Genomic DNA, 24,566 nt, shown 5'->3' with positions numbered 1-24,566 from the left:
CTCCGCCATATTTGTACCGACAAAGCCCTGATTATTCAGGGCTTTGTTGTTTCTGAGGTTTGTAGAATTAGGGCGCCTGCTCGATGGTCGTTTCCGCATCGTTTCGGCTATTTCCGCAACTCGCCTCCAGAATCTCCCACTGACAGCTGTACGCCAACCTCACTGCCACCACAACGGGTCAGTCGTGAAATCGGGTACCAAGCTTTTATTGATAAGACATTGTAATTGTCATTCCGGCCTTTACTTTGCCTGCAACAAATGGGGCGGCGGTCTTGTGATAGCGAACTGTAAATGATTTTTTCAGATGACCGCCGACACTTGTGATTTTTCCGAAGTCTCGCTGATTGATAGTTCCTACTGCTGATGAATCAGGACCGAAACTTACAGGCAAACCATTTTCCATAACTTGAATAGCAAAACCTGACGCGGAGTCCGGTACTTTCGCCAACTCGAGCGTCGACGAGGTATTTGTGGGGGATGAGATATCAGTGAGGGTGTATTTCACGTTTACGTTTGATGCACCTGCTCCGCAATCCAAATCGATAGAAAAAGGAGTTTCCCCGGCCGTCGATTTTGCATTCTCCAAGGTTCCGACATCTACCAACGGTAATTTTATAGTCGCGGGCACGCTTAGTTTACAGACAGGGTATTTCACATTAAGAGTCGTTGCCTTGGTCGTTATGGATCCCCAGCCATAATAACCATTCATGAAAATACCGTGCCTCATTACTGCGAATGATGGAATACTTATTGTTCCCGGCTGCAGGGACTCTGTGACAACAAAGCGAATTCGAAATTTACTTCTCGCAGAAGGATAGGCGGTTTCTGTATTAGAAGCCCACATTCTAATTTCAGATGATATGAAAGGCACATAAGGTGCTTGACCATCGCTGGCGGCCATAATTACGCCTACCCCCGTCACACCTGATCTATAAATAGTATATGCACTCCCTTCAAAGTTTAACGTTTTTGCTGTGGTACCAGCCACATTATTCGCGAGCATGTAGAAATCAGTTTTTGAAGGCCCGTCTTTACATGACGTCATTATTCCTGAGACTTCATGCCAAGAGTTAGAAATCACCGCAGGCAAAGTAACATCCCTAGCCGCCAGCGTAAGAGCAGACGTAAGAATTGTACCTTTGTCGAAGGTACAGGTTGTGGTTGTTTCAGCAAATAAATTACTGCTAAAAAATGCAGATACTAAAAGTAATTTTTTCATAAAGTTCTACTACCGTTACTGCCCATTAACCATGCGAAGCCGACTATAAGCCTTGCTTGATTTTCTCCAACCTCCATAAAACCACTACATTTCGGCTTTATTTCCAGATCCTGCGCGCGCCGGCAACCACCGCAACAACTCCTCACCGGTCATCGGTCGAGCGTAGAAATAGCCTTGCCCTAAAGTGCAACCCAACCCTAGTAACAAGTCATGTTCTTCTTTATTCTCAATGCCCTCGATCACCACCGACATTCCCAAGCTTTTACCCAACGCCAAAGTACTGGAGATGGCTGCCCGGCAGCGCGGCTCATGTTTGAGAGTGCGGATAAACTCGCCATCGAGCTTGATCTCGTTGAACGGTAACTGACATAACCGCTGCAACGACGAAAATCCCGCCCCAAAGTCATCAATCGACAATTGGCAGCCCATCATTCGTAACCGCACCATGGTTTCAAGACTAGTGACAGAACTTTCCAGCAACCCGCTTTCCGTTAGTTCAAAAGTTAGACTGGAACCCGCCGCACTGTGTAATTTCAGAATGCGTTTGACGATCGATGTGAGGTCGCTATTGATCAGTTGCGTTACATGCAGGTTGAACGCTAGGTTTAATACAAAGCCATCGCTCCGAGCTTGCTGTTGCAGGCGCAGCGATGTATCCAATTGTGCGAATAACAACTCATCAAGCAATCCGCAATGTTCTAGCACTGGCATGAATACCGCTGGGGACAGAATGCCTGATGCAGGATGCTGCCATCGCGTCAACACTTCCACGCCTTCCACCTCCCCCGTACTCAGGTTCACCTTGGGCTGATACCAAGCTTTAAGCTGTTGCTTGCGTAGCGCTCCACGAACCTCATCTTCATTGGCCAACTCAACAGGCGCGCAAGCTGGCGACACAACACCCGAACCACACAAGTGCTCTTTCAGCAGGTTGTTTAGAGCGGGGGCTTTCATCGGTTTACCGACATCACCGAGCATTTTCAGCCCCAACAACGATACGATTTGCTGCACCGTCCGGCGCAGATCAGCGGACAGCGAGCTGCTGATGATCACAGAATGCACGAGCGCCGAGTGTCCGATTCGCTGAAGAAACTCCAGACCATCCATGCCGTCCATACACAGATCACAAAGGGCAATGTCTACCTTGCCCACTTTATCTAAAACGCTGAGTGCTTGGGCGCCGTCTACAGCCTCGAAAACTTCCTGACAGCCAAGCTGGCGCAACATATTTACTGCAAACGAACGCTGAAAATCATGATCTTCAAGCACCAGTACACGTAGACTCTTCATGGAAATCAGCTCAGCGATGGGGAGAACCATCCTGCCGAAAGCTGAACAAATTCTAATTAGGACGTATCTGATACTTACCAGGATTAATCCGACGCCGACGAATTTCTCTGTCGAGGCATCAGTGCAACACCGGACGTTGAGCACGCCTCATTTCGCGCGGATAGCTTGTTCCACCTGCTGAATAAACTGATCAACTTCGACTGCACAATAGCCAGAGCTCGCGACTAATCCTTCCAACTCTCGACAAAGAACAATGAGACTTTTGGCTTTGCCGACCGCAAGAGCGCCACGAATCCGGTGCAACAATCTAACGATTTCTGCAGCGTCTGCTTCCTTCATCGCGGATTTTAATCCGCTCAAATCTTCACGAATGGTGAGCATAAAGAGCTCAACCATGCGCTCTGGAATCTGGATCAGATCTTGATGGCTCGTAGCCTCGATCACTTCTGCGTGGTCGAGCGACGGTTGGTTCATCGTACTTTTCAGACTCAAGTAAAGGCCCTGAATGTCGATGGGTTTGGTCAACCAATTATTCATGCCGGCATGTATGCAGCGCTCGCCCTCCTCTCGTAACGCATTAGCAGTAACGCCGATTATTGGTATCTCCAGATCCCGCTGTCTTACGGACTCTGTAAAGTCATAGCCGTCCATGACCGGCATGTTGACGTCAGTGAGGATCAGGTCATAGCTTGCGCTCTCAAGAGCTTTCAGCGCCTCAATACCATTCGATGCCACTTCGACCGTACAACCGATGGCTTGCAGTTGCTCTTTCATGAGCTGCTGATTAACCGGGCTGTCTTCAGCCAGCAGAACGCTCAGACCCAAATGACGTTTATCGGGGGTGGGTGCATTGGCATTAGGCTCCAACTTGGTACCGGTGACTGCCATGGTGAGGGCTTGGTGCATGCCCGAGAGACTGTGCTGACTGACCAGAATATCTTTACCAATGACTCGCGGCACTTCACTGAATTCATGCTGGGCAAAGACTTTGACGCCTTCCCAATCAAGCACTGGCAATTGTTCAGGCATGACATCCAATAGCGCATCGTGGAATGCGTGGACCTGAGTCGAAACAATCACGCCCAGACGCTCCAGCCATACAGTCAGACTCTCCGTCAATGCCGGGTACGGCGTGCGCAGCAATACCTTCTTACCGGATAACAGTTGATCGGACGCAGAGATCATCGCTGGTTTCAGGACATCCACTGTTAACGCGAAAATAAACTCACTGCCCTCTCCCGCTTGACTGCTAACCCTGAGCATGCCGCCCATCATCTGGCTGAGCATGGAACATATGGGAAGGCCCAACCCTGTGCCCTTGACCGTGTGTTGCCTGCTGTTGGCCTGGTAAAAGCTCTCGAACAAGCGCTCCTGGTGAACAGGCGAAATACCCGGCCCAGAATCGACGACTCGCCACTCCAGTCCGACTTGACCTTTATCGCTGTAGATCACGTCCACATACACTGCTATATATCCAGTGTCGGTGAACTTGATTGCATTGTTCAGCAAATTACTGATGATTTGCCGAATACGAAGAGTGTCCCCTAATACCTCTTGAGGTAGGTCCGGATCGATGCAGCAAAAAAGCGATAATCCCTTACTCGCAGCAGTACCTGCGAAGAGGCGAGTGATGTCTTCGACAAAATCCAGCGGATTGAATTTGATCGGTTCAAGAACCAGTTGTCCTGCTTCGATTTTCGACAGATCCAGGACATCGCTGATCAAATGCAGAAGAACGTCGGAAGAACTATTTATCGTCGCGAGGTAGGCTCGCTGTCGCTCTTCCAGTTCTGTCATGCCCAGTAGTTCGAGCGTTCCAAGCACACCGTAAAGCGGCGTGCGAATTTCATGGCTGATGGTCGCCACAAAATTGCTTTTTGCTTCGTTGGCGGCGTCCGCGACCTTGCGCGCAAATACCAGAGTTGCCGCCGCCTCACGATGGGAAGTTATGTCCGTGAAGGTGCACAGCAAAACCCGTTCGCCCTGATAATCTGTCGGGGCAAAACGAACATGCAGTGATCGTTCAGCCGTCATCAGACAACCTTCACCCGAGAGCACCTGATCGCGGTCGAACATAAGCCAGTCGCGCATCAAGTCGTTAAGATCTCCGGCATCACCAAGCCACTCGGCGAACAGCCCGTTTCGGATGACCTGCTCCAATCCTTCCGCTCTTATTACGCACAACGCCAGCGGCACCGTTTGCAGCAGTGAATGATTAAAGTCGTGATTAACCAACAACTCCTTATAGTCCGTACTTGCTGGTACCAAAACACGACGCCAATACCATGTAATCAGCCACCAGCCACTGAACACACATATCACCAACAAACCCGTCAGCCCCAGTAGCGGCCATTTCGCGTTGTGAATAAGACTCTCATAACTGATGTGATACAGCGCCTGCCAAGTTCCACGAGTGGCGGCACTAACCTTGATCAACAGACCGGAGGCGGTCAGGTGCAGGCCGTTTTCGTAATCACGAAAGTCAGTGTTCTGTGAACCGACCAGCACGCTACCGTCAGGTGCTATCAAATCAATCGATTCAACCGCAGGTAAATTGTAAAACTGTTTGTCGATATTTATGCCGAAGGCATTGAACTCGTTGAACTCCAGTAGGGTCGCCACGATCATTTCTGGGGGGGGATGGCCATCTGCACTGTATTCATGGGATTGATCGGAGATATAGGCCAGCATTTCCCGTCGGCCATCAACCATAAAGCGCTCACCGGCGGTCCAATGCACAATCAAATCGCTGTTTTTGGGCGGACTCCTGGCAATAGTTGCCTTGACCTTTTCGATTACCGGTAACAAAACGGGCTGTGAATCCACAGGCTGCGAGTCAATCGCGGGCACGGCTACATCAAACCCATTCTCCAGATCGAACAAAAACATCTGAGGGGCGGCAAAAGATGATCCACTCCAGAAATCGCTGTAGACATTCGCCATGCTACGAGCCTGATCCAGCTCTCGAGCAACCGCGCCACTGACAAGCAAGTCGATGCGATCAGGCCCGAGAACCGATACTTTGGTCGAAAACTGTGAGGCCCTGCCCTCATAGAGGCGCAAGTCGCCCATTGGGCGCTCATTGAAGACATAGCCTAAGCCTTTCGCCGGTTTGTAATCAACCGAACCACTGGCTTTTATTGCTCGCAACAGAAACGTTTCGTGATCGTTGGCGCGTGCCACCAGTCTCAAAAAATGATGGTTGACTTTGACAAGTTCGCCTCTGACTACTTTGTAGGTTGCCCAATAGCCAACAATTACAAAAAACAGCAGCAACAGAAAAGAAACAATCAAAACAAAACTGAGACGCAGAGAGATTTTCTCCAGCCGTCCTACTCTGGATTGCCTATAACGCATAAAAAATTAAATCAAACGGCATCAAGCTACGCCCGTAAACCATCAAAAAATCCCCCGTCACAGGAGCATTTTCGCTCCCTTTCCATGCTTACAAGCCATTAAAGCAGAGTCATTGAAGCCTGTAAGATTAATCCTACAGGCGCTGTAGAAACTGCCGACCGACAGTCTGCGCGAGCTACGCCAAGGTTCACAAACAGTTTCTCTTAACTGTTTCTGCCCTTGGAGCGCCCATGAAAAATTTGAGTGTGCGAAATCTGGAACTGAATCCGTCGCAGTCTTTACCGGCGATGCAGCGCCATGACCTGATAAACGAGCTATTTTTTGAAATATTCGAGCTGGGCATATTATTGAGCAGGACCTCGTCTGCGCTCGGCCCCTCCATGGAACTCGACTTAATCTGCAACCTTCGTAACTTGGCTGCACGTTATTTTCCACGACGATCCGCCATTGGCTTGAACAGTATCAATGCCCCGCCAGCCGAATCACGTTTGAAGTCACCGAAACCAGCTCGACGCACTTGTCAACGATCTCTCTGAAGAACCTTTTGCGACCGATGCCGGAACGGCAGTTCATCAGCTATTGCCTGCAATACAACGCCCAACCCCGAAGGGCCTCGCTCTGCGCGTAGCCCTCACTAAGCCGCACAAGGTATTTCGCAGTTCCACCTCCACCTCCACAGGCACCGGCCTGCCAAGAAGACGTTCAATGTTCAGCACTAAATCCGTTCTACTTTTTTTTCTCGTGTGCCTGAGCTCGCTGATTGCGAGCGGTCGAACCCTCGCCAACCCGGCCGGAGGCTATCTTCATCTGACCAGTCAATTAGCCAGCGAGCCGCAAAAGTTGCAACTGGCACCCGAGGATTGGGCCTGGCTACGTGAACGGCACAGTCTGACACTGGGTGTCCCGGGGACGTCTGCCCCGCCCCTCGATGTCATCTATAGCAATGGCGATTACGAAGGCATCAGCGCCGACGTCATCACGCTGCTGAAGCAACAACTGGGGATCGAGATCAAGGTTCTTGGGCTCGCTACACGCCAGGATGCACTGGCGGCGTTACAGGCCGGCGAAATTGATCTGATCAGCCGCTCCAGCGTATATGAACATCACCATCCGGAAACAACCCTGAGCATTCCGTATGCAGTGAACGCACCTGCGCTATATCGGCGGCCAGGGGATGAACGCCCCGTTCCGTACGATCTGCGCGGCATGACTATCGCTGTGGCGAAAAACTACATTCCTGTCGACTTGTTCCGTGCCCGTTATCCCGAAGCGCGGATCATCACCTTCAATAACAATATCCAGGCGATGGCCGCCGTGGCGCTCCAGGGTATCGACGGGTACATCGGAGATTCCCTTTCTGCTCACTACATGATCAACCAGAGTTTTTTCAACTTCCTGAAGTTCTCGCAGTTCATCAGACTCGACGTCGGCGGTTACGGTTTTTTGCTCAGGGGTGATGAGGATCGGCTGATGAACATCCTCAACTCCACCCTGTCATCCTTCGGTACGTTGAAAATGGGCTATCTTGTCAAGCGCTGGACCGGAGGCGAAACTGTGATGCCCGAAGACCGAGTGGCATTGTCAGACCAAGAGAAGCGCTGGCTTGCCAAGCATCCCGTTGCGCGTTTGACGATCAACGATGACATGGCGCCTTCGGCTTACTTCGATGTCAAAGGTCGTTTCAATGGTGTGGTCTCGGATCTCTTCGAAATCATCACCCAGCGCACCGGCTTGCGCTTCGAGGTATTGCGCACATCGAGCTTCCAAGGTGTCCAGGATGCGCTGCGTGAAAACGAAGCGGATCTCGCGCTGCTGACACCCAGCGCCGAACGCCAGGAAACACTGCGGTTCAGCCATCCCTTCGCGACCAGCTCGTTCAGTCTGGTGACTTCGTCGGATCGTCGGGACATATTCGGCCTTGACTCTATGGCCGGCAAACGCCTGGCCATTGCCAAGGGGCACGTGCTGATCAACAACCTGCGCCGTGATTTCCCAGAGGTGATTTTGCTCGAGCCAGCCAATAACCTCGAAGCCATGAGCATGGTGATCAATGGAGAAGCCGACGCCGCGGTGATGGCGCTGTCCATAGCTCGCTACTACACCGCCCGCCTGTACGAGCAAAAACTGCGTATCTCGGGAATCCTCGACGGTGAAGACGCAACCGCTACCTTCGCCATGCGCCGCGGCGATACCGAATTGCAATCGATCATAGACAAGGCGATCTTGAGTATTCCACCCGATGAGCTGAACGCGTTGACGGTGCGCTGGCGCTCCAACGCTGCCATGAGCGGACAGAGCTGGCGCGATTACTCGCGGGTGATTCTGGAAATCGTCGGTTGCGCTCTATTTGTGCTGACCATCTCGATGCTGAGAATTTTCCAGTTGCGCCGACAGATCCGACGTCGCGTGGCCGCGGAAAAAGCCCTCAATGATCAGTTGGAATTTTTACAGACCCTGAACGACTCGATGCCGATTCCGATATATGTTCGCGACCTGGAGGGTCGCTTGCTGTCGTGTAGTCGCAGCTATGAAGAGGTCATGAACCTGCGTCAGGCCGACGTGCTGGGCAAGACCACACTGGAAATGCCGATCGAGCATTTTGAGGTGGCGATGGCGCTGCATAATAGCTACCTGTTGGCGATGGAGGCTGGCAACGCCCTGGCGCAGCGGTTCGAAATCTCCATTGCCGGAAACAGTCGAAGCATCGAGCACTGGATACAACCCTTCCGCGATTCTTCGGGGAGCATCAAAGGTGTGATCTGCGGCTGGCAGGATATCTCCGAGCACCGCCGACTGATCCACGATCTGCAAGAGGCAAAAGAGCTCGCCGATGAAGCCAACCGGGCAAAAACCCAGTTCCTGGCGACTATGAGTCATGAAATCAGAACCCCAATGAGCGCAGTGATGGGGACACTGGAACTTGCGCTCAAACGTGCAGATCAGGGCGTACTAGATCGTGACAACATCGACGTGGCTTACAGCTCGGCGAAGAACCTGTTGGAGCTGCTGGGCAATACCCTGGACATCGTGAGGATCGAATCCGGTCGCCTGAGTTTTTCGCCAAGACGTTCCAGTCTCAAGGAAATAGTCGAACCCGTGGCGCGGGTCTTCGAGGGTCTGGCACGGCAGAAAAACCTCAAACTGTTACTGGAAATCGACGCGGGTACCACGCGAGACGTGCTGGTTGACCCTTTGCGTTTCAAACAGATTCTGTCGAACCTGGTCAGCAACGCGATCAAATTTACTGACGAAGGCAGCGTGGCCATCCGCATCACCACTCATGTCGATGCCTTGCGTATGTTGCATGTGCAACTGCAGGTCACTGACACCGGAACCGGTGTTTCCGACGAAAACCTGCAGTTACTGTTCCGCCCTTTCGCACAGGTGGCGCAGTCCACGCTCAATGTCCACGGCGGTAGCGGGCTGGGTTTGGTGGTCTCGCGCTCACTCTGCGAAATGATGGGTGGGCGCCTGGAAATGCACAGTGCACTGGGGCATGGCACTACGGTCAATATTACGCTGAAACTGAAAACGCTTGAGCCACTTCCATTGGTGGACAGCGTGCCGGTGATCAAGCCCTTGCAAGCACCGAGAAAGCTCGCACACGTGCTGATCGCAGATGACAACACCCTCAATCGGCAGATGCTGCGTGCACAGCTAGAGTTCCTCGGGTGCACGGCGGTGGAGGCCGAGAACGGCCTCGAAGCACTGCAAATCTGGCGACAGCAATCGTTCGATCTGTTGATCACTGATTACCACATGCCGGTCATGAACGGCGTCGAATTGACCTTGGCGATCCGCAAGGAAGAGCACGAGCGACAATGCCCCCGCTTAACCATCCTCGGCCTTACCGCCGACGCCCAACAAGAGGAAATCGACCGCTGTATCAGCGCCGGCATGCGTGACTGCCTGATCAAACCCGCCAGCCTTGGGGTGCTGGAGGAACGCTTGAATGCTTTAATTCCAGCAGCTGCGTCAGCGTCCTCAATCGAGGTGTTTGTGCCTGCCTGCAACGCCTCCGCCGAGATGCCCGAGGGCTACGCCGAAGCGATTCACACCTTGAGTAAAATCAGCATGGGCAACCCCGTCATCCTTGAGCAACTGCTCGGGGAACTGCTGAAAAGCAACCACCGGGATCTTGAAGAACTGCGCCGACTGAGTGAGCACATGGACATCAACGCACTGATGCAACTGTCCCATCGCATTCGCGGGAGTGCAGCTATCATGCGCAACACCCGCCTGATCGAGTTATGCAAAGCTATCGATCTGGCCTGTGTCGAAAGCAGCTACGAGGAACTGACAGGCAAAACCGCTGACGTCGACAGAGAACTGTTGCGGATAGAAAAGGCCTTCACCAAGCGCCCTTTTCTTTATTGCTCTTGAGTCCGGGCTCAAATCAGAGCGTTACGCTTGGCCAGCTCGACCAGGGCAATCAGGTTTTCCGCACTCAATTTGCGAAGCAGTCGCACTTTATAAGTGCTGACAGTTTTGTGGCTGATCAGCAACTCTTCGGCAATATCCTGATTACCCATGCCTCGGGCCAACAACTTGAGCACTATAATCTCGCGGTCCGAAAGCTGGGAAATCTTCTGGCTTTCCTGGCTGGCAGCCTGAGAGTTGTCCCGCAACATCTGAATGGTATCGGCGGGAAAGTAAGTGTATCCCGACAGCACCGCTTTTACGGCCCCCACCAACTCATCCAGACTGTCATCCTTGCAGACAAAGCCATCTGCGCCAGCCTGTAATGAACGCACTGCAAAGTTACTGGTATCGCCGGAGGTCAGAATCAACACCTTGGTAGAGATACCAATCGCCTTGAGATGCGCGATCACCGACAAACCATCCATTTTAGGAATGCTTAAATCCAGCACAATCAGATCCGGGAGCAACTTGCGGACCGCTTCCAGTGCGTCCACACCGTTATCGACTTCCGCCATGATGGTGTGCCCTTCGCCTTCAAGCATCACCCTCACCGCCATACGCATCAGCGGGTGATCATCGACGATGACTATATTGCCCATGGTGTTTACTGCTCCTGAAGTGAGGCCGATCGAGTAGTGCGCTATGAATTGCGCCAACATAGCACAGGCCCGAGAGCGCAATGCTTGCGCGCCGGGCCTGTCGTGTTCAGTTCTATAAGTGAGTGGTTTGCAAACGGTTAAATGCTTGCGAAGGAACAAACCACATCAAACTTCTCGTACATCATGTCTTTCTTTGCAGGCGGCACGTCGTAGCTCGCGCGACAACTGCCGTTGCTCCAGCGAATATCCAGTACGCCTTTATCCTTCACACCGAATACCAACAGACGCGACAGATTGTCGACCACGCCACTGACGTTGCCCTTCTCGTCGAAGGCCTGTGCACCAAACGGAATTTTCTTGCCGTTGTCCAGGCTCAACGTCAATTGCATGCGACGCCCGGTCTGCGCTTCGAACCGACCTTTGACGATGGCACCACGGGTCGGTACGACCATTCGAGAGGTGTCGCTCACCTCCATGTCGCTACCCAAGGTGCTGGTATCCAGGTTGATCCAGTTAAAACGATACGGTTGCGCATAGGGCACCACGGCGTAGCCCTTGCGATCGGTGCGTGTCGCTCCGGCAGACGCGACACCGACATCGGCGACGCCCGGGACCTCAACCAAAGCAAAGGTCTCGCCAACAGGCTGACCAAACGTCACGCCACCACCGTGCACTACCATGGAGCCGGACGCACCGGCGTTGATGTGAGTGCTGCCCTGCCCCTGACCATAGTTGCCGTTGATTTTGGCTTTCGGGGTATCCCAACTCAAACCGAGGTCGCCGTTGGTGCTGCCGTTCGTGCTGTGACCGGCTTGGGCCGAATACATCAGGTTATTATCGTCGGTCAGGCTGCCGGCAATACCGGACTGGATCGACGAGTCGCCCTGGGTTGAGGACGTGACGCTGGAGAACGCCCGTTGCGAACGTTTGCTGCTACCAAACGGCATGCTGATCGATGCGGTGATCTGGGTGTCGGCACCTTGCACCATGGCTTGGCCATCCGTCCGCGATACCGCAAAACTGTAGCTCGTATCCGAGTAGCTGCCGCTGTAGCCGAATTGCCAGCGACGGGTGCTGCCTTGACGATTCCAGTAACTGGTTTCACCGAGGCTCACGAACAACGAACCACGGTCGGCAAACGACTGGTTGATGTTCATGTCGAATCGGCTTTTCTGCCGTCCGTAACTCGAACCGCCAATGTAGCCTTGTTCATCGACGTGCTGGCTGAACGTACGATAACCCTCGGTGGAATAGCGATAACCAACCATTGTGAAGGTAGTATCGGTGGAGCTGAGTGTCTTGGAATACAGGAAGCGCGCGCTTTTCCCGGTGTTCTTGCGGCCCCCCGCATCTGCGGAGGTGCTACTGGTGACGTCAAACGACAGGCCGCCCAACGAAGTATTCAAGCCCAGACCGAGGTTGAGCGCTCGGTACTGCTTTGAAGTCAGCGCGCCGCCGTAACCGGTAACGTTATCACTTACACCGTATACAAGAGTGCCTTGGCCGAATTTTGGCGCACCTGTGCCTTGGCTCTGGTATTGACCACCGGCAAAACTGTATCGGGCACTGCCACGGCGAGTCATCACTGGCAGATAAGAATAGGCTTGGGAGTACTGGCGTTCGCGGCCATCGGATTCGATGATCTTGACCTTGAGGTCGCCGTTCGAACCGCTGGGAAAAATGTCGCTGATCTCGAACGCACCAGGCGACACCGTCGTCGAGTAAATGACGTAGTCGTTCTGGCTGATCTCGACAGTCGCGTTGGTCTCGGCTATACCACGCACCACCGGGGCAAAACCGATCTCGTTGTCCGGCAACATGCCCAACTCAGAACTGATTTGCGCGCCGCGAAAGCGAACGCTGTCGAAGATATCTCCCTGCGTGTACAACTCCCCCGCCGCCAGTTTGGCTTTGAGGCCGATGAGATCGCGCTCCACGTAACTGCGGTTGCTGCTGAATTTGTTCCGTGTGCCGGTAGTGCCGATAATCGACGACTCATTGCGCAGGCGCCAGGCCCCAATATTGAAGCCGTTGCGCAAACCGATGTAGCGGTAGTCGTTGCGATTACCCTGATTGATATTGCGACTGAAGTTGGTCTGATAATTGGTGTAGAACGCAGTAATCCCCTGATCCCAAAGCGACGGGTCAACGTAGCTCCGAGGCTGACGCTGGACATAAGCCTGGGGAATGCTGAACTGCAGCGCCAATGAGTTTACATCAAACTCGACTGCCGCACCGGGTGCCAGCGTCGCTACATCAATGACGGACTGATCATCACTGTCCTGGGCAATAACGTTTTCCCGACGCAAGCGGTCGACGTTGACGCCGAGGTTTTGCAGTACGCCTAGCTGAATGATCGGGCGCACTTCTCCGTTGTCGCCAGCCACTGCAAATTCGATATCCTGTCGGACAATCAGAATCTGGTTGAGATAAATATCTACCGCGTAGCGACCCGGCGACAGTGAACTGCCCTGCTCAAAGTATTTGAGTTCAGCCTTGGCCCCACCCTTACTCAGGAAGCTTTCATTGAATTCGACCGAAAGCGCCGCGACAGGAACGGTCATCCCCAGAAAAAAGACGCAGGAACCACTTGCGCGATTAACGAGTTTTGGATTCGCTTTCTTCCTGAAAACATACACAGGCTCTTTCCTCTTACAACTTCTTAGTAAACTTGCGGCCCCTCCGCAGCAGAACGCCAACCCACGGACACGAACTTAGCTATTACTCAAAAACACTCTGCGTGTGTCTAACCGGTGCCCCGTAATCATTGATATTGTAATACTCGACCACAGACCGTTTATCGGTGTTGCCTACCGGCGCTCCCTTAACCAGAAACTTTCCGGTAGAGAGTGGTGCGACCATATCGGTGTCTACCGGGTATGTTTTGCCATCGCTTTTATATTCAGTCGTGCCGAAGGACACGTGATATAGCGAATCGTTAGTGACACGAAGATAGCGCTTGCCACTTTCATCCTGAACGCGCCATTTAAGACCGCTGGCGGCTTCCGCCGAAGTACCCGTCAGAGAGTCGGGGCGATAGAACACCTTAATCCGTTGGCGCATCGCCAACTGCAAAATATTTTCACCTTCGGCCTTTTGTGGAATTTCTTGCACACTGAGCCAGAACACCGATTCCTTGCCGTCTGGCAAGCCCTGCCCGTAATAGAAAATCCGCAAAGTCTGCTGTTTTTTAGTGGTAAGACGGCTCAGGGCCGGGGTTAGCGCAAACGGTACATCCTGGCCTTTGAAGGCTACGTCCGGCTCGATCCAAGACTGGATCATGATGTCCTGATTGCCGTCGTTTTTAACCAGAATGGATGTTTCCTTACTCTTCTGAGGATAGATAATTCGCGTGCCGCCTAGTGTGATACCGGCGGTGGCGACGCTGCTGCAAAGCAAAGCGATGCCAGCCAGCACATATCTGGATTTCAATATCATCGTTTGGCCCTTCAAGAGATAAGGCAGAGAAACAATCGATGTCTCTCCGCCTTGAAGATTTACTGGTATGTCAGGGTGTAAGGCAAAGTACCATTAGCTGCGCCCGGAACAATGGTCGGTTCGCCGTTGGCAACATACGCGGCACGCATATTCAGATTGGCGGTGTACTTAGCGGAGGTATCCGCGCCGGTTACAATAAGTGCAGAGTCGAACGAATCGCCAGCCGCCAGGTTCAACATGGTGTTGTTAGGGGCGAAGATACCGATGCCAACCCCGGAAGCGCCGCCCGGAGAAATTTTCAACAGGGAGTTGTTCTTGTCATCCACTCCGCTACCGGAGTACGGGTCAAACTTGACTTTTACTGTGGTCAAGCCGGTAGCGGTATTGCCACAATCGAGGTTGATGTTGATAGGTGTCCCCGAAACGATTGGTGTACTGCCCGTATTTTTTAACGAATCAATACTGACTTTGCCCAACCCGACGGCAATAACTGTATTACCTTTATTTCCGGTAATACCCGCACCAGCACCCGCAGTTGCACTGCAAGAAGCCGCAGTGATCTCCCCAGTAAATTCAATCTTGCCATCAGCAGCTATCGCGGAAGTCGCAATGAGACTGGCTGTGGTGGCCGCCAGAATACCTCTCAGTGAAATGAACATCGGATGTTCCTTATGCTGCGTAAGTGAGTGTGTTGAGTGCTCTTTAAAAGAGTGGGGCAATCTTCACCGAGTGCAGCTCTAGCAACAATTGCAGGAATCGTCCTACCCCAACAGATAAATCCGTCGGACATGTAGGATAAATCCTACCTACTTGAGAGGTTCGCAAAAAAACGCCTGAACCTTACGGATCAAGCCTCGTTGTAAACAGAGTGAATTAGCGAGGTACAAACCATGGTGCAGATGTGTTCGCCTGTAGCGTAATGGTCTTTATCGGAGTATAGGCGTTGAGGGTCTCGCGACAGAATTCACGTCCGATGCCGCTGTTTTTGAAATCCCGAATGCTGTGCCATCAGTAATCTTTGAATAACGGTTAGTCCAGACAGAGCCAGCTTCAAGCTTGTCTGTGGTCGCCATCGCATGCTTGAGGTTAGTAGTTTAGATCCACGCTGCCAGGCCCTATTCGGTGTGGTTGACATGGGCAACATTTCCTCGTAGCTATGCCATTCGATAAGCGACAGCACCGGGCGAAGATCTACTCCTGACAAATGCGGATGTTATTGCGCGACATCAAGATCGTCGGTCCGATAGCTTAAGGGCGCAGTTGCGCCAGGGTAATTCGTGAAAAACCTTAAATCGTTTGTCATCGTCCACGGCGCCACAACCGCCGAGCACCCCACAGGCAGAGAACAAGCAACGTCAGCACACCGGGCACCAGACCGATATTGATGGCTTTGAGCAGCGCCCCTAACGTCTCCACCTCCAGATTCGATTGCCTGGCCACCGCGCGCATCTCACTCGCAAGGGCGATTTTTTCCTGAATGAAACGGTCGATTTCCGTTTGCTGATTGGCTCTCAGACCGGCATCGTCCTGATTCTCGGATTGCAACAACGACAACTGTCGTTCGGTTTCATCGAGCTTGCTCTGCAACGTGTCGCTCATGTCCCGAAATCGCTGCCGAGCTTGTCGCTGGAGGACTTCCACAGTGGTGAACGTGCGGCTGTAGTGCCCACGGGAGCGTAAATTGATCAAGGCATCAGTGCCGGTCAGGCTGTCCAGTGCATTGAGCACAAACACACCGTTGTCGGCCCAGGCTACGGGGTCGCTGATACGGCCTTGAGAGTCAACCCAAAGGTTGTCGCTGAGCAGATCGGTGTCGGCTACCACAATTACATTAATGTTTTCAGTCGAGGTAATTGCTCCAGGCTTGCCCTGCACCTCAGTCAGAAACGCCGACTGCGTCGGGCCTTGCAACCGGGCCGCGAGGGTGAAGCGCTCGCCTGACGGTTTCATTTCCCGCGCTAGTTCGCCCGAATCTTTCATTAGGTCAAAGCGCGCCGTGCTGAACGCCATCGAATACTCGGAGCCACGCAACAAAGGGCTGAATGTAGTGCGCGCACCTTCCAGTGGCTCAAGAATTCCTGCCGTGGTCATGTTGATGCTTTGCAGGCCGGCCGTCGTAACGTCTTGTTGATTCATCGCCGATGCAGGCAATGCGAGTGCCGTCGGTTGCCACACCGGATCGGTGTCGTCCTTCAGATTGACGAACTGCCCGTAGTGACCATCGCCCAGCACCTTGCCAGGCACCTGGCGCACCCCCCAAGCCCGTAACAATGGCGCCAGATCAGACGATTTGTCTTTGCTGGGAATGCCGAAGTACTGCTCACCGTGATCCTGCTCGCTATATGGGTCTGCAAACAGCAGCAATCGGCCGCCCCGCAGCACGAATTGATCGATCGCCAATTGGCTGTTGTGGGTGAGGCGCTTGGGGTGCACCAACATGAGTACAGTGAGATCTGCAGGAATTTGCTCAATCTCGCCGCTCAGCTCCTGCACATCGAAAGCCCTTCGGATCTCATCGAGCACGAACCAGGGCGGTAAAGTGCGTCGACTCTGCTCATCGAAGCCACCTGTCAAAGGAAGCGAGGACAACAAGCCGATGGGCGCCCTCTCCGGCTTGTCCAGTGCCTGTAACAAGCGACTGATTTCGTACTCTAGGAACGCCTGCTCATCCAGAGAAAACAATGGAATGCGTTGTGTATGCTGGTGTTCATCGACCGCCGCCAATCCGAAGAACACCTGCCCTCCGACTGCCCCCAATGGAATCGCATCCAATCCAAATTCACGTGCGCGATCTTCCTCGATGGAGAATGCCTGCGGATCTATCAGATGCAGTTTCAGCTTGCCATGGCTCTGACGCTCATATTCCCTGAGCAGCGCCTCGACGCGTCGGGCATAGCTGCGCAAAACAGGCAGCTCTTTGGCCGCCTCGCTGGAAAAAAACAGATAGAGATCCGTCGGACCGGCAAGCTGCTCGATAATCTGCCGGCTACCCTGGCTCAAGGTGAACAGTTGCTGTTCGGTCAGATCCAACCGTGGCTCGTCCAGAGAGGTACCGACACCGGGACTGCCGGTCAGAATCGTCAAGGCTACTCCGCTCAGGCACAGCGTGACGTAACGTACACGTCTCAAGTCCATGGCTTACGAAGCCTTCTTCAGATCGACGACCAACGCCGTCGCGGTAAGCCAAGCGACGATCTGACCGAAGAAATAAATCAGGTCTCGAGGAGCTATGACACCTTGGCTGATCGAGCCGAACCGTGCGAGGAAACTCATAGATGCACTCACATCAAGCCACGCCATCGGCGCCCATTGTTTGAGCAGGTCCAGCACTGGAGCTGAACCGCTGGCAATGAACAGCAAGCCAACCATGGCCGCCATCAGGTAAGCGACAACCTGATTCTTGCAGAGTGCAGACATACAGCCGCCGATCGCAAGGTAAACGCCGGCCAGAAACCAACTTCCCAGATAACCGCATAAAATAGCGCCATTGTCCGGTTCGCCCAGGTAATTGACTGTGAACACTATTGGAACAGTCAGCAGCAACATCAGTGCGGCAATCAACCAGGCCGCGAAATATTTGCCGACCACCACTTCGAAACGGGTCAACGGCAAAGTCATCAAAATTTCAATGGTGCCGGACTTTCGCTCTTCAGCCCATTGGCGCATCGCCAAGGCTGGCATCAGCAGTAGATATATCCATGGGTGGTAGGCAAAAAACGGCGTCAGATCCGCCTGGTTTCGCTCAAAAAACCCACCGGGATAAAATGTGCATACGCCACACAGCACCAAGAACGTCATCATCAACAGGTACGCGGTTGGCGTGGCGAAGTAGCTGCAGAACTCGCGCTGAATAATCGGCGGCAACATTCTCATGCGGCGCGCTCCCGTGTCAGGGTTCGAAATACTTCCTCAAGTCCTCCCCGCTCCACTTCCTGGCGCCGCACTTGCCAACCTTCGCTGAAGACCAAGGCATTGATCGCCGGAAGAATCACTGCGCCGTCCCGGGCTAGCACCTTCACGCTATGCACTTCGGGACCAGCCTCGATACCGGCGACTCCCGGCAGTACCGCAAGCGCCAGCAAGTCCAGTGGATGGTGACCGAACAGTGTCACGGCCTGATGATAACGGGAGCGGCTCTGCAGTTGCTCCAGCGTGTTGTCCGCCAATAAATGACCGCCGTCGATGACCAGAGCACGACTGCACAAGGAAGTGACCTCTTCCAGTATGTGCGTCGAAATCACCACAATTTTGTCCTTGGCGAGTTCAGAAATGAGTCCGCGCACATGGCGCTTTTGATTCGGATCAAGGCCGTCGGTGGGTTCATCGAGAATCAGCACTTTAGGGTCATGCAACATGGCTTGCGCCAGTCCAATCCGACGCTTGAAGCCCTTTGACAAAGTATCAATGTGGTCCGTGACCACGTAACCCAGCTCGAACCGATCGAGCATCTGCGCTACCCGCCGCTTCCTTTCGGCGCCACGATAACCACGTACTCTGGCAATAAATCCAAGAAAACTCTGCACGCTCATATCGCCATAACAGGCATTACCTTCGGGCAAATAACCCACCAGACGCTGGGCCTGCCGCGTATGTCGGCTGATATCGAATCCGCACACGGTGACAGTTCCCGACGTCGGTTTTATCAGGCCTGTGAGCATGCGCAGGGTAGTAGATTTACCCGCACCGTTGGTGCCAAGCACCCCCAGTACTTCCCCCGTGGCAACTCGGAACGACAAATTGTTTACAGCAACATTCCCTGAGAAATGTTTTGTCAGCTTCGAAATATCAATCATGGCTTCCGGTTCGCTGGACGATTTTCCGCCTCGCGTTTGCAGAGACGGTCGTTGAGACCGGGAACATAAACCGCTGATTGATTGATTTGAACCGTGGCAAGCGAATACCAGATCAGTCTGTGGGTCGCGATGAATTATCCGAGGCTGTTGGCGCTTTGTCCTACATAGGACGGCACCTTCACTCGCTATTCTTTGCGGTCTGTCATTCCAGATTTTCGTCCAATCCCGGAGCCGCGAAACCATGAAGTTTAGAACAATCACCGTTACGAATTCCGATGATGAACCGCTTAACGCTGTCTTGTTGTGCGGCTTTTCGGCGACTGGGGCTGACAGGAAGTATGTGGTTTACAGCCTCAATGAAAAGCTTGGCGGCGGTCTGGCACGGATCTATGTAGCCTCATTGCGTGATGACCAGAACGACTTGCTCATGACCTGCGTGCCCCCGATCGATTTCAAGATGGCGGCACAAACCCTCAAAAGCATTATTAGCGACGCCTTGGCTTCGGCATCCGGGATGAGAGATGGGAGCTATCAAATTCTTGATCTACTAGATGCCCGCATTATTCCGGGAGATGTACACACCCATCGTTCATTGAAGGTTAACGAAGCATGGGTGGAAAAGTTGCTGAATTTTCAACCGTCGGCAGGACCCTTTATACAAAAAACCACGGAAACTTCGACACCGGATATACATATCGAACTGGAGTGCACCGACTACTACTCGAAACTGACCCTCCTGAACCAATATGAAGACAACAATCGTCAGGCTCCCTCTCCGCCCTTGAACAAGAGCTCCCGAAATGACCTCGCTGCTTCTCCGACATCCGTTATGACCAACGTAGCGCCAACTATCTCCCTGGAAGCATCCGAGGAAACCGATCCAATGCCCCAAAATACCGTATCGCGTATTGAACAAAGCTTGCAGACACTCATGACGAACCTAAGTAACCATAAAGAGGCGCTGCAGAGCAAACACGAGGAGATCTATAGTGCTCGGCTTGAGCAGGAGCGTCTTGACCGCGACTTGACTATCCGCGAAGCCATGTTAGATCAACGGGAGGAAGAGTTGAGCAAAAGCGCTGCCTCACTGATTATTGCCGAGGCGCAGCTAAGTGAGTTGATCCTACTAATCAACGATGCCTCTCCCGTTACTGCCCCGTCTCCAGCATCATCAAATTCGGATTCATAGTTATTTGGGATATGCCTGCACTCGGAGAAAGCCTGACTAAAACACTCACTGTGCAGTAAGTTCGAACTGGGAATACTGTTACACCAGGTCAGGTTAATACCGGAGTAACAGTCACTAAAACACAACACCGTGAGTCGAGATTGCCTATTTCAAATTCAGAGCAATATTATTGGCCTCCCCTCGCCATGCCATGCCCCTGAGAATCGTGAGCAACCAAGTATCAAGACTCCCCCAACGAAGGCCAACTCGATGGATCCTTTACATGACATCCAAATTTTGCAGCTTAGACTAATCGAATCGGCTTCGGTGAGTGAAAGCTGTGCTACTGACCTGTTAGGCATCTTACGCAAACTGACTATCACCGAGGCCAAGAATGTCGTCGACATCATTGGCCTGCTGCAAAACGAGGCAGAAAGACTGCGTGAGCTCTCAAAAGCCTTGACTGCTCGCGGATATGCGATGCTTGACTGCTAAAGCAATGCGCATCAGTTTTGATCAGCATCACAAGATGCTACATAGGCAGCGGAGCCCAGCTTTTCGGCGGTTTTCACTAAGTCCTTTCAATATTTCAATGACTGAAATTTCAGTAAGCTGGCGGGCCTGCCACTAACGCGATCCCGCGGGTTTCCGACCCCGTGTCCTTTGGAAGTCCCCAGGGTCCCCGGCGGTTTTCTGCCCGGTCCGGTCAATCGACTCGGCATCCGAGTGCCATGCCCTGCCCCCATCCCTTGGAAAGACGGACATCTCTGCGAAGGTTTCAGCTAGAGAGATTCCGCGAGTTCGATAACCCGTGTAGGGGGCGGCCCTCGGGGAGGACCCGTAAAAATCGGCGCCCTACCCGGCCTGCCCGGCTCATGCCTTCGGTTCCGCCTCACTCAGATCGAGCCGTTTGGCGACCCAGCGTTCGTACAAGCCGATGGCGACATCCGCGCCGGCCATCGCGGTCAGGCAACCCAGCGCACCCGCTGTCCAGATGGACAGGCCCGCGCCGAACAACAACATCATCGCCGACACGCCGCAAACGATGCAGGCACCGGACCGAAGTGCTAGCCGGCGCAGTAACGCCCATCCTCGCGCCCCATCCTTGTCAGCGCGCCACATCTCGCCGGACACACCACCAACCAGGGACAGCGCAATCACCAACCAGATCGGCATCTCTGCCAGTGCCTGTTGCTCGTTCGTCATCGCCCTGCCCCTTAAACAAAAAGACCCGGCGCAATGGCCGGGTCTGGTGGTGGGTGGCCTTCCGCGCTTTGCGGTCGCACCCATCGAAGATGGCCCCTTTTTACAGGTCGATTCTGGTGGCAGCAACCCTCCGGTTTCTTGTACGCCCAAGGCCGCTGACCGCTCTTGCTCAAGGCGCCCAAACGGAACCGTCGCCAGCCCAGCCGATGCAGGATGGCACCCACGCGCATCTGCTCGGGTTTGCCCCAATGACCAGGATCGAGCTTGAGCGCCTGGCTCATCACCTCACTGCCGGTGGCGGTCTCGCCGATCTGCGACTCCTCCAGCCAGGTCAGAATGGGTCCTTCCCATTCATCGACGACAAATCGTTGATCCTGAGCTTCGGCAAACATCGGCGCTTCGTCCGGAGTTACCCACCAGAGGCCACCCGCCTCGTAGCAGAAGACCGCCTCAGCCCAGAGCTGGTCGCGGATCTCACGCAGCAACTGCAGGTCGACCTTCGTACACCCATCACATCAGTGAGCCAGGCTTCGAGGCGAGGCACGCGATCCCATTCCAGCTTTTTCAGATACTCGCGCACCGGATGAAACGCGTGGTCATGTGCCACGACGCTCACCGCCTCGATAACGTGCGAAGACTTCACGCGCAAGTTGTACTGCTGCGCGAGCCACTTCATCACCCGCATGTCGTCGATGTCAGCCCACTCACCGGTACCGCCACCATAGGGTGCCGCACGAAGCTTGACGATCTTTGAGCTGAAAGCGCTGTAGCTGATGACCCCGGCCCAACGCTCGTCATTGGCCAGTATCAATTCGACGTTCTGCATGTGCGCGATCAGGGCACCGCTTTCACTGCGAGCAAGCTGGTCTTTCCAGCCACCGGCCGCTGGTGGACGCACCACTGCCAGTACCTGACGACGAACTGCATCGAGACCTTCGGCTACGTGCAGGTCGTTGAAGTCAGTCCACTTGTCGTGACGCTCGACCGAGAAGATCGGCGCAACCACCTGGGCACCGACAATCAGGGCGGCATTGCTGGCCTTCTCTTCACCCGGATTCCAGGCATCGCCGTTGGGCTTGGTGGTTTTCCAGTCGTCATCGCGGCAAATGATCAGCGGGCAACCGGCAAACCGCTCACGCATGGCCTTGCATACGGCCAGCAGGTTACCGGCGTCGAAGGCGACGGCCACAGTGAGCGAGGTCGCCATGTGCAGGCTGGCGCCGGTGGCGTAACCCTCACAGACCAGCACCGGCTCACCTGGCTCCGGATACGAGCCAAGCAGGTGGAACGCGCCCTCCTTTGCCATGCCGTAAGGCCAGTAGGATTTGTCGCGGCCGGTGTCCTCTTGCTTGATGGGAAAAATGACCTGCAGACCCATGAGCTGGTTGTGCGCATCGCTCATCGGTACCAACACGGCGCCGGTGCGTGGCGCGTAACGGACCTTGATGCCAACGATCTGTTTACGGTCCAGGTAGTCGCTGCGCCCGATGGTCGGCATGCGCTCGAACAAACTTTGCGCTCTCTTCGCGGCCCGCCGCGCAGCGTTATTCGCGATTTCGGCGGCGCGGCGCTTGATGGGTTGGCCCATCGGGTGGACCGACTTAAGGCCATTGGCAACGGACAGGTTCCAGTCGTGGCAGCAAGCGCATTCGAAGCGCTCTGTATTTCATAGCAAGGAGGCAGCATGAACATTCAATTTCTTAGCCATGAGCAGGTCTGCGAGCTTACCGGAGCTAAAACTAAAGCCGGTCAGATTACGGTACTGAAGCGCAATGGCATTCGTCACACCATCAAACGCAATGGCTGGCCTTGCGTGATTGCCTCGGCGCTGACAGGAGCAACTACCACCGCGCCAGAAACTCCAACGTGGCAGCCGCGCCTGGTGGGATAAATGGGACGAAGACCAACAAAGCCGGGGAGCATTCCCCGGCTGCGCGAGAGAAAACGCGGCAACACCACCTATTACCTTTACGACACTGGCGGGAAACCACGCAAGGAAATCCCGCTAGGTACAGATTACGGCTTAGCCATACTAGAGTACGCAAAGCTCGAAAAAAGCCGCGTCTCTCAAGCTTTGACACAAACCGTACTTACCTTTGCTTACGTAGCCGAGCTTTATATGAATGAGGTGGTTCCCACAAAAGCCCACGCCACCCAAAAGGACAACGCGCGCGAACTGAAAAACCTTCTCCTGTTCTTCAACGACCCGCCCGCTCCTCTAGAAGCAATCGAACCGAAACATGTTAGCCAGTACCTTCGTCATCGCGGTAAGGCAGCACCTATTCGTGCGAATCGAGAGAAAGCGTTACTCAGCTCCATCTGGAACTTTGCTCGCGAGAATGGCTATACATCCTCGGCAAATCCTTGCTCAGGCGTGAAAGGCAATAAAGAAACCGGTCGCGACATATATGTCGAAGACGACGTACTTGCCAGAGCCTACCAGCATGCCGATCAGCCATTGAGAGACGCTTTGGACCTGTTCTATCTAACAGGTCAGAGGGTCGCAGACACATTGAAGATGGATGAGCGAGACATAAAAGACGGGAAGCTCTCCGTTCAGCAAGGCAAGACTGGGGCTAAACGAAGGATCGAGATCATTGGTGAGCTTAAAGTCGTAATCGATCGAATCATGGCACGAAAGGCTGGACACAAAATCAGATCAACACGTCTCGTAGTAATCGACTCTGGGCAGCCGATGACAACCAGCATGCTCAGAAAACGGTTCGATGACGCCAGGGAAGCAGCCGGGATTCCAAAAGCAGAATTTCAGATGCGCGACCTAAGAGCAAAAGCGGCGACGGATAAGGAGGAGTCAACAGGCAGCATCCGAGAAGCTCGGGACCAGCTCGGACATACAACCGTCGGGATGACAGAACAGTATATCCGCATGCGGAAGGGGATGAAGGTTACCCCTACGAAGTGACTGACGGTCACGAATTGCGGAAAAGATTTTTTGATTGCGGAAAAAAGAACGAAGGGCTTGCATGAGATATGCCATGCAAGCCCTTGATATTTATGGTGCCCGAAGCCGGAATCGAACCGGCACGCCCTTACGAGCGGGGGATTTTAAGTCC

The 24,566-nt window shown here is 53.7% G+C and carries 17 protein-coding genes and 1 pseudogene; 6 read left to right on the top strand and 12 right to left on the bottom strand.

The annotated features are described in order from the left end of the window. Nucleotides 1-225 (top strand): hypothetical protein (locus PseAD21_RS29900; RefSeq protein ID WP_218244989.1); only part of this gene is annotated, 225 nt, incomplete at its 5' end. Here PseAD21_RS29900 and PseAD21_RS26030 read toward each other — a convergent pair. The 3 genes from PseAD21_RS26030 to PseAD21_RS26020 form a co-directional block, all read right to left on the bottom strand. Further along, a complete protein-coding gene (locus PseAD21_RS26030; RefSeq protein ID WP_102358637.1) occupies nucleotides 206-1,219 on the bottom strand; it encodes a fimbrial protein in 1,014 nt (337 codons plus the stop codon). The two genes, PseAD21_RS29900 and PseAD21_RS26030, sit on opposite strands and share 20 nt — an antisense overlap. 84 nt (nucleotides 1,220-1,303) lie before the next feature. Beyond that, nucleotides 1,304-2,509 carry an EAL domain-containing protein gene (locus PseAD21_RS26025; RefSeq protein ID WP_371859101.1) on the bottom strand — a complete coding sequence of 402 codons (1,206 nt, stop codon included), beginning with the start codon at nucleotides 2,507-2,509 and terminating at the stop codon, nucleotides 1,304-1,306. Between the two features lie 147 nt (nucleotides 2,510-2,656). Further along, the gene (locus tag PseAD21_RS26020; protein ID WP_102358636.1) at nucleotides 2,657-5,866 is read right to left on the bottom strand and encodes a hybrid sensor histidine kinase/response regulator; all 3,210 of its coding nucleotides are present in this window, start codon (nucleotides 5,864-5,866) and stop codon (nucleotides 2,657-2,659) included. Nucleotides 5,867-6,571: 705 nt separating this feature from the next. Between PseAD21_RS26020 and PseAD21_RS26015 the strand changes: the two genes are divergently transcribed. Then, nucleotides 6,572-10,249, top strand: a complete 3,678-nt coding sequence (locus PseAD21_RS26015) for a transporter substrate-binding domain-containing protein (protein WP_102358635.1) — start codon at nucleotides 6,572-6,574, stop codon at nucleotides 10,247-10,249. Between the two features lie 8 nt (nucleotides 10,250-10,257). Here PseAD21_RS26015 and PseAD21_RS26010 read toward each other — a convergent pair whose 3' ends face one another. The 7 genes from PseAD21_RS26010 to PseAD21_RS25980 all read right to left on the bottom strand — a co-directional run bounded on the left by PseAD21_RS26010 (nucleotide 10,258) and on the right by PseAD21_RS25980 (nucleotide 19,118). Next, nucleotides 10,258-10,887 carry a response regulator transcription factor gene (locus PseAD21_RS26010; protein WP_102358634.1) on the bottom strand — a complete coding sequence of 210 codons (630 nt, stop codon included), beginning with the start codon at nucleotides 10,885-10,887 and terminating at the stop codon, nucleotides 10,258-10,260. 137 nt (nucleotides 10,888-11,024) lie between these two features. Continuing rightward, nucleotides 11,025-13,526 (bottom strand): fimbria/pilus outer membrane usher protein, encoded by a 2,502-nt coding sequence (locus tag PseAD21_RS26005; protein ID WP_178082168.1) that lies wholly within the window; start codon nucleotides 13,524-13,526, stop codon nucleotides 11,025-11,027. An 82-nt stretch (nucleotides 13,527-13,608) separates the two neighbouring features. Next, entirely contained in the window at nucleotides 13,609-14,325 is a 717-nt protein-coding gene (locus PseAD21_RS26000; protein ID WP_102358632.1) for a fimbria/pilus periplasmic chaperone, read from the bottom strand. 59 nt (nucleotides 14,326-14,384) lie between these two features. Continuing rightward, nucleotides 14,385-14,984: a fimbrial protein gene (locus PseAD21_RS25995; protein ID WP_102358631.1), complete on the bottom strand. Its 600-nt coding sequence runs from the start codon at nucleotides 14,982-14,984 to the stop codon at nucleotides 14,385-14,387. A gap of 640 nt (nucleotides 14,985-15,624) precedes the next feature. Continuing rightward, nucleotides 15,625-17,409 (bottom strand): Gldg family protein, encoded by a 1,785-nt coding sequence (locus PseAD21_RS25990; protein ID WP_158242613.1) that lies wholly within the window; start codon nucleotides 17,407-17,409, stop codon nucleotides 15,625-15,627. Between the two features lie 54 nt (nucleotides 17,410-17,463). Continuing rightward, complete coding sequence (locus PseAD21_RS25985) at nucleotides 17,464-18,198, bottom strand: ABC transporter permease subunit (RefSeq protein WP_102358629.1); 735 nt, start codon at nucleotides 18,196-18,198, stop codon at nucleotides 17,464-17,466. Next, complete coding sequence (locus PseAD21_RS25980; RefSeq protein ID WP_102358628.1) at nucleotides 18,195-19,118, bottom strand: ABC transporter ATP-binding protein; 924 nt, start codon at nucleotides 19,116-19,118, stop codon at nucleotides 18,195-18,197. The genes PseAD21_RS25985 and PseAD21_RS25980 overlap by 4 nt, the downstream gene beginning before the upstream one ends. Nucleotides 19,119-19,359: 241 nt before the next feature. Here PseAD21_RS25980 and PseAD21_RS25975 point away from each other — a divergent pair, with 241 nt between their 5' ends. After that, complete coding sequence (locus PseAD21_RS25975; RefSeq protein ID WP_102358627.1) at nucleotides 19,360-20,307, top strand: hypothetical protein; 948 nt, start codon at nucleotides 19,360-19,362, stop codon at nucleotides 20,305-20,307. A gap of 249 nt (nucleotides 20,308-20,556) precedes the next feature. Next, nucleotides 20,557-20,781, top strand: coding sequence for a hypothetical protein (locus tag PseAD21_RS25970; protein WP_102358626.1), 225 nt, complete (start codon nucleotides 20,557-20,559; stop codon nucleotides 20,779-20,781). A gap of 378 nt (nucleotides 20,782-21,159) precedes the next feature. Here PseAD21_RS25970 and PseAD21_RS25965 read toward each other — a convergent pair whose 3' ends face one another. Both PseAD21_RS25965 and PseAD21_RS25960 read right to left on the bottom strand, forming a co-directional pair. Next, complete coding sequence (locus PseAD21_RS25965) at nucleotides 21,160-21,492, bottom strand: phage holin family protein (protein ID WP_008080174.1); 333 nt, start codon at nucleotides 21,490-21,492, stop codon at nucleotides 21,160-21,162. A gap of 11 nt (nucleotides 21,493-21,503) precedes the next feature. After that, nucleotides 21,504-23,065 (bottom strand): annotated as a pseudogene (locus PseAD21_RS25960) (toprim domain-containing protein); the annotation flags it as partial. 111 nt (nucleotides 23,066-23,176) lie between these two features. Between PseAD21_RS25960 and PseAD21_RS25950 the strand changes: the two are divergent. After that, on the top strand, nucleotides 23,177-23,383 hold the full coding sequence (locus PseAD21_RS25950; RefSeq protein WP_102358625.1) for a DUF4224 domain-containing protein: 207 nt from the start codon (nucleotides 23,177-23,179) through the stop codon (nucleotides 23,381-23,383). After that, nucleotides 23,384-24,415 (top strand): tyrosine recombinase XerC, encoded by a 1,032-nt coding sequence (gene xerC, locus PseAD21_RS25945; protein WP_102358624.1) that lies wholly within the window; start codon nucleotides 23,384-23,386, stop codon nucleotides 24,413-24,415. Nucleotides 24,416-24,566 lie beyond the last annotated feature (151 nt).

This window comes from Pseudomonas sp. AD21 (assembly GCF_002878485.1).
GTDB lineage: Bacteria > Pseudomonadota > Gammaproteobacteria > Pseudomonadales > Pseudomonadaceae > Aquipseudomonas.
This window is presented reverse-complemented; position numbering and strand designations above follow the sequence as displayed.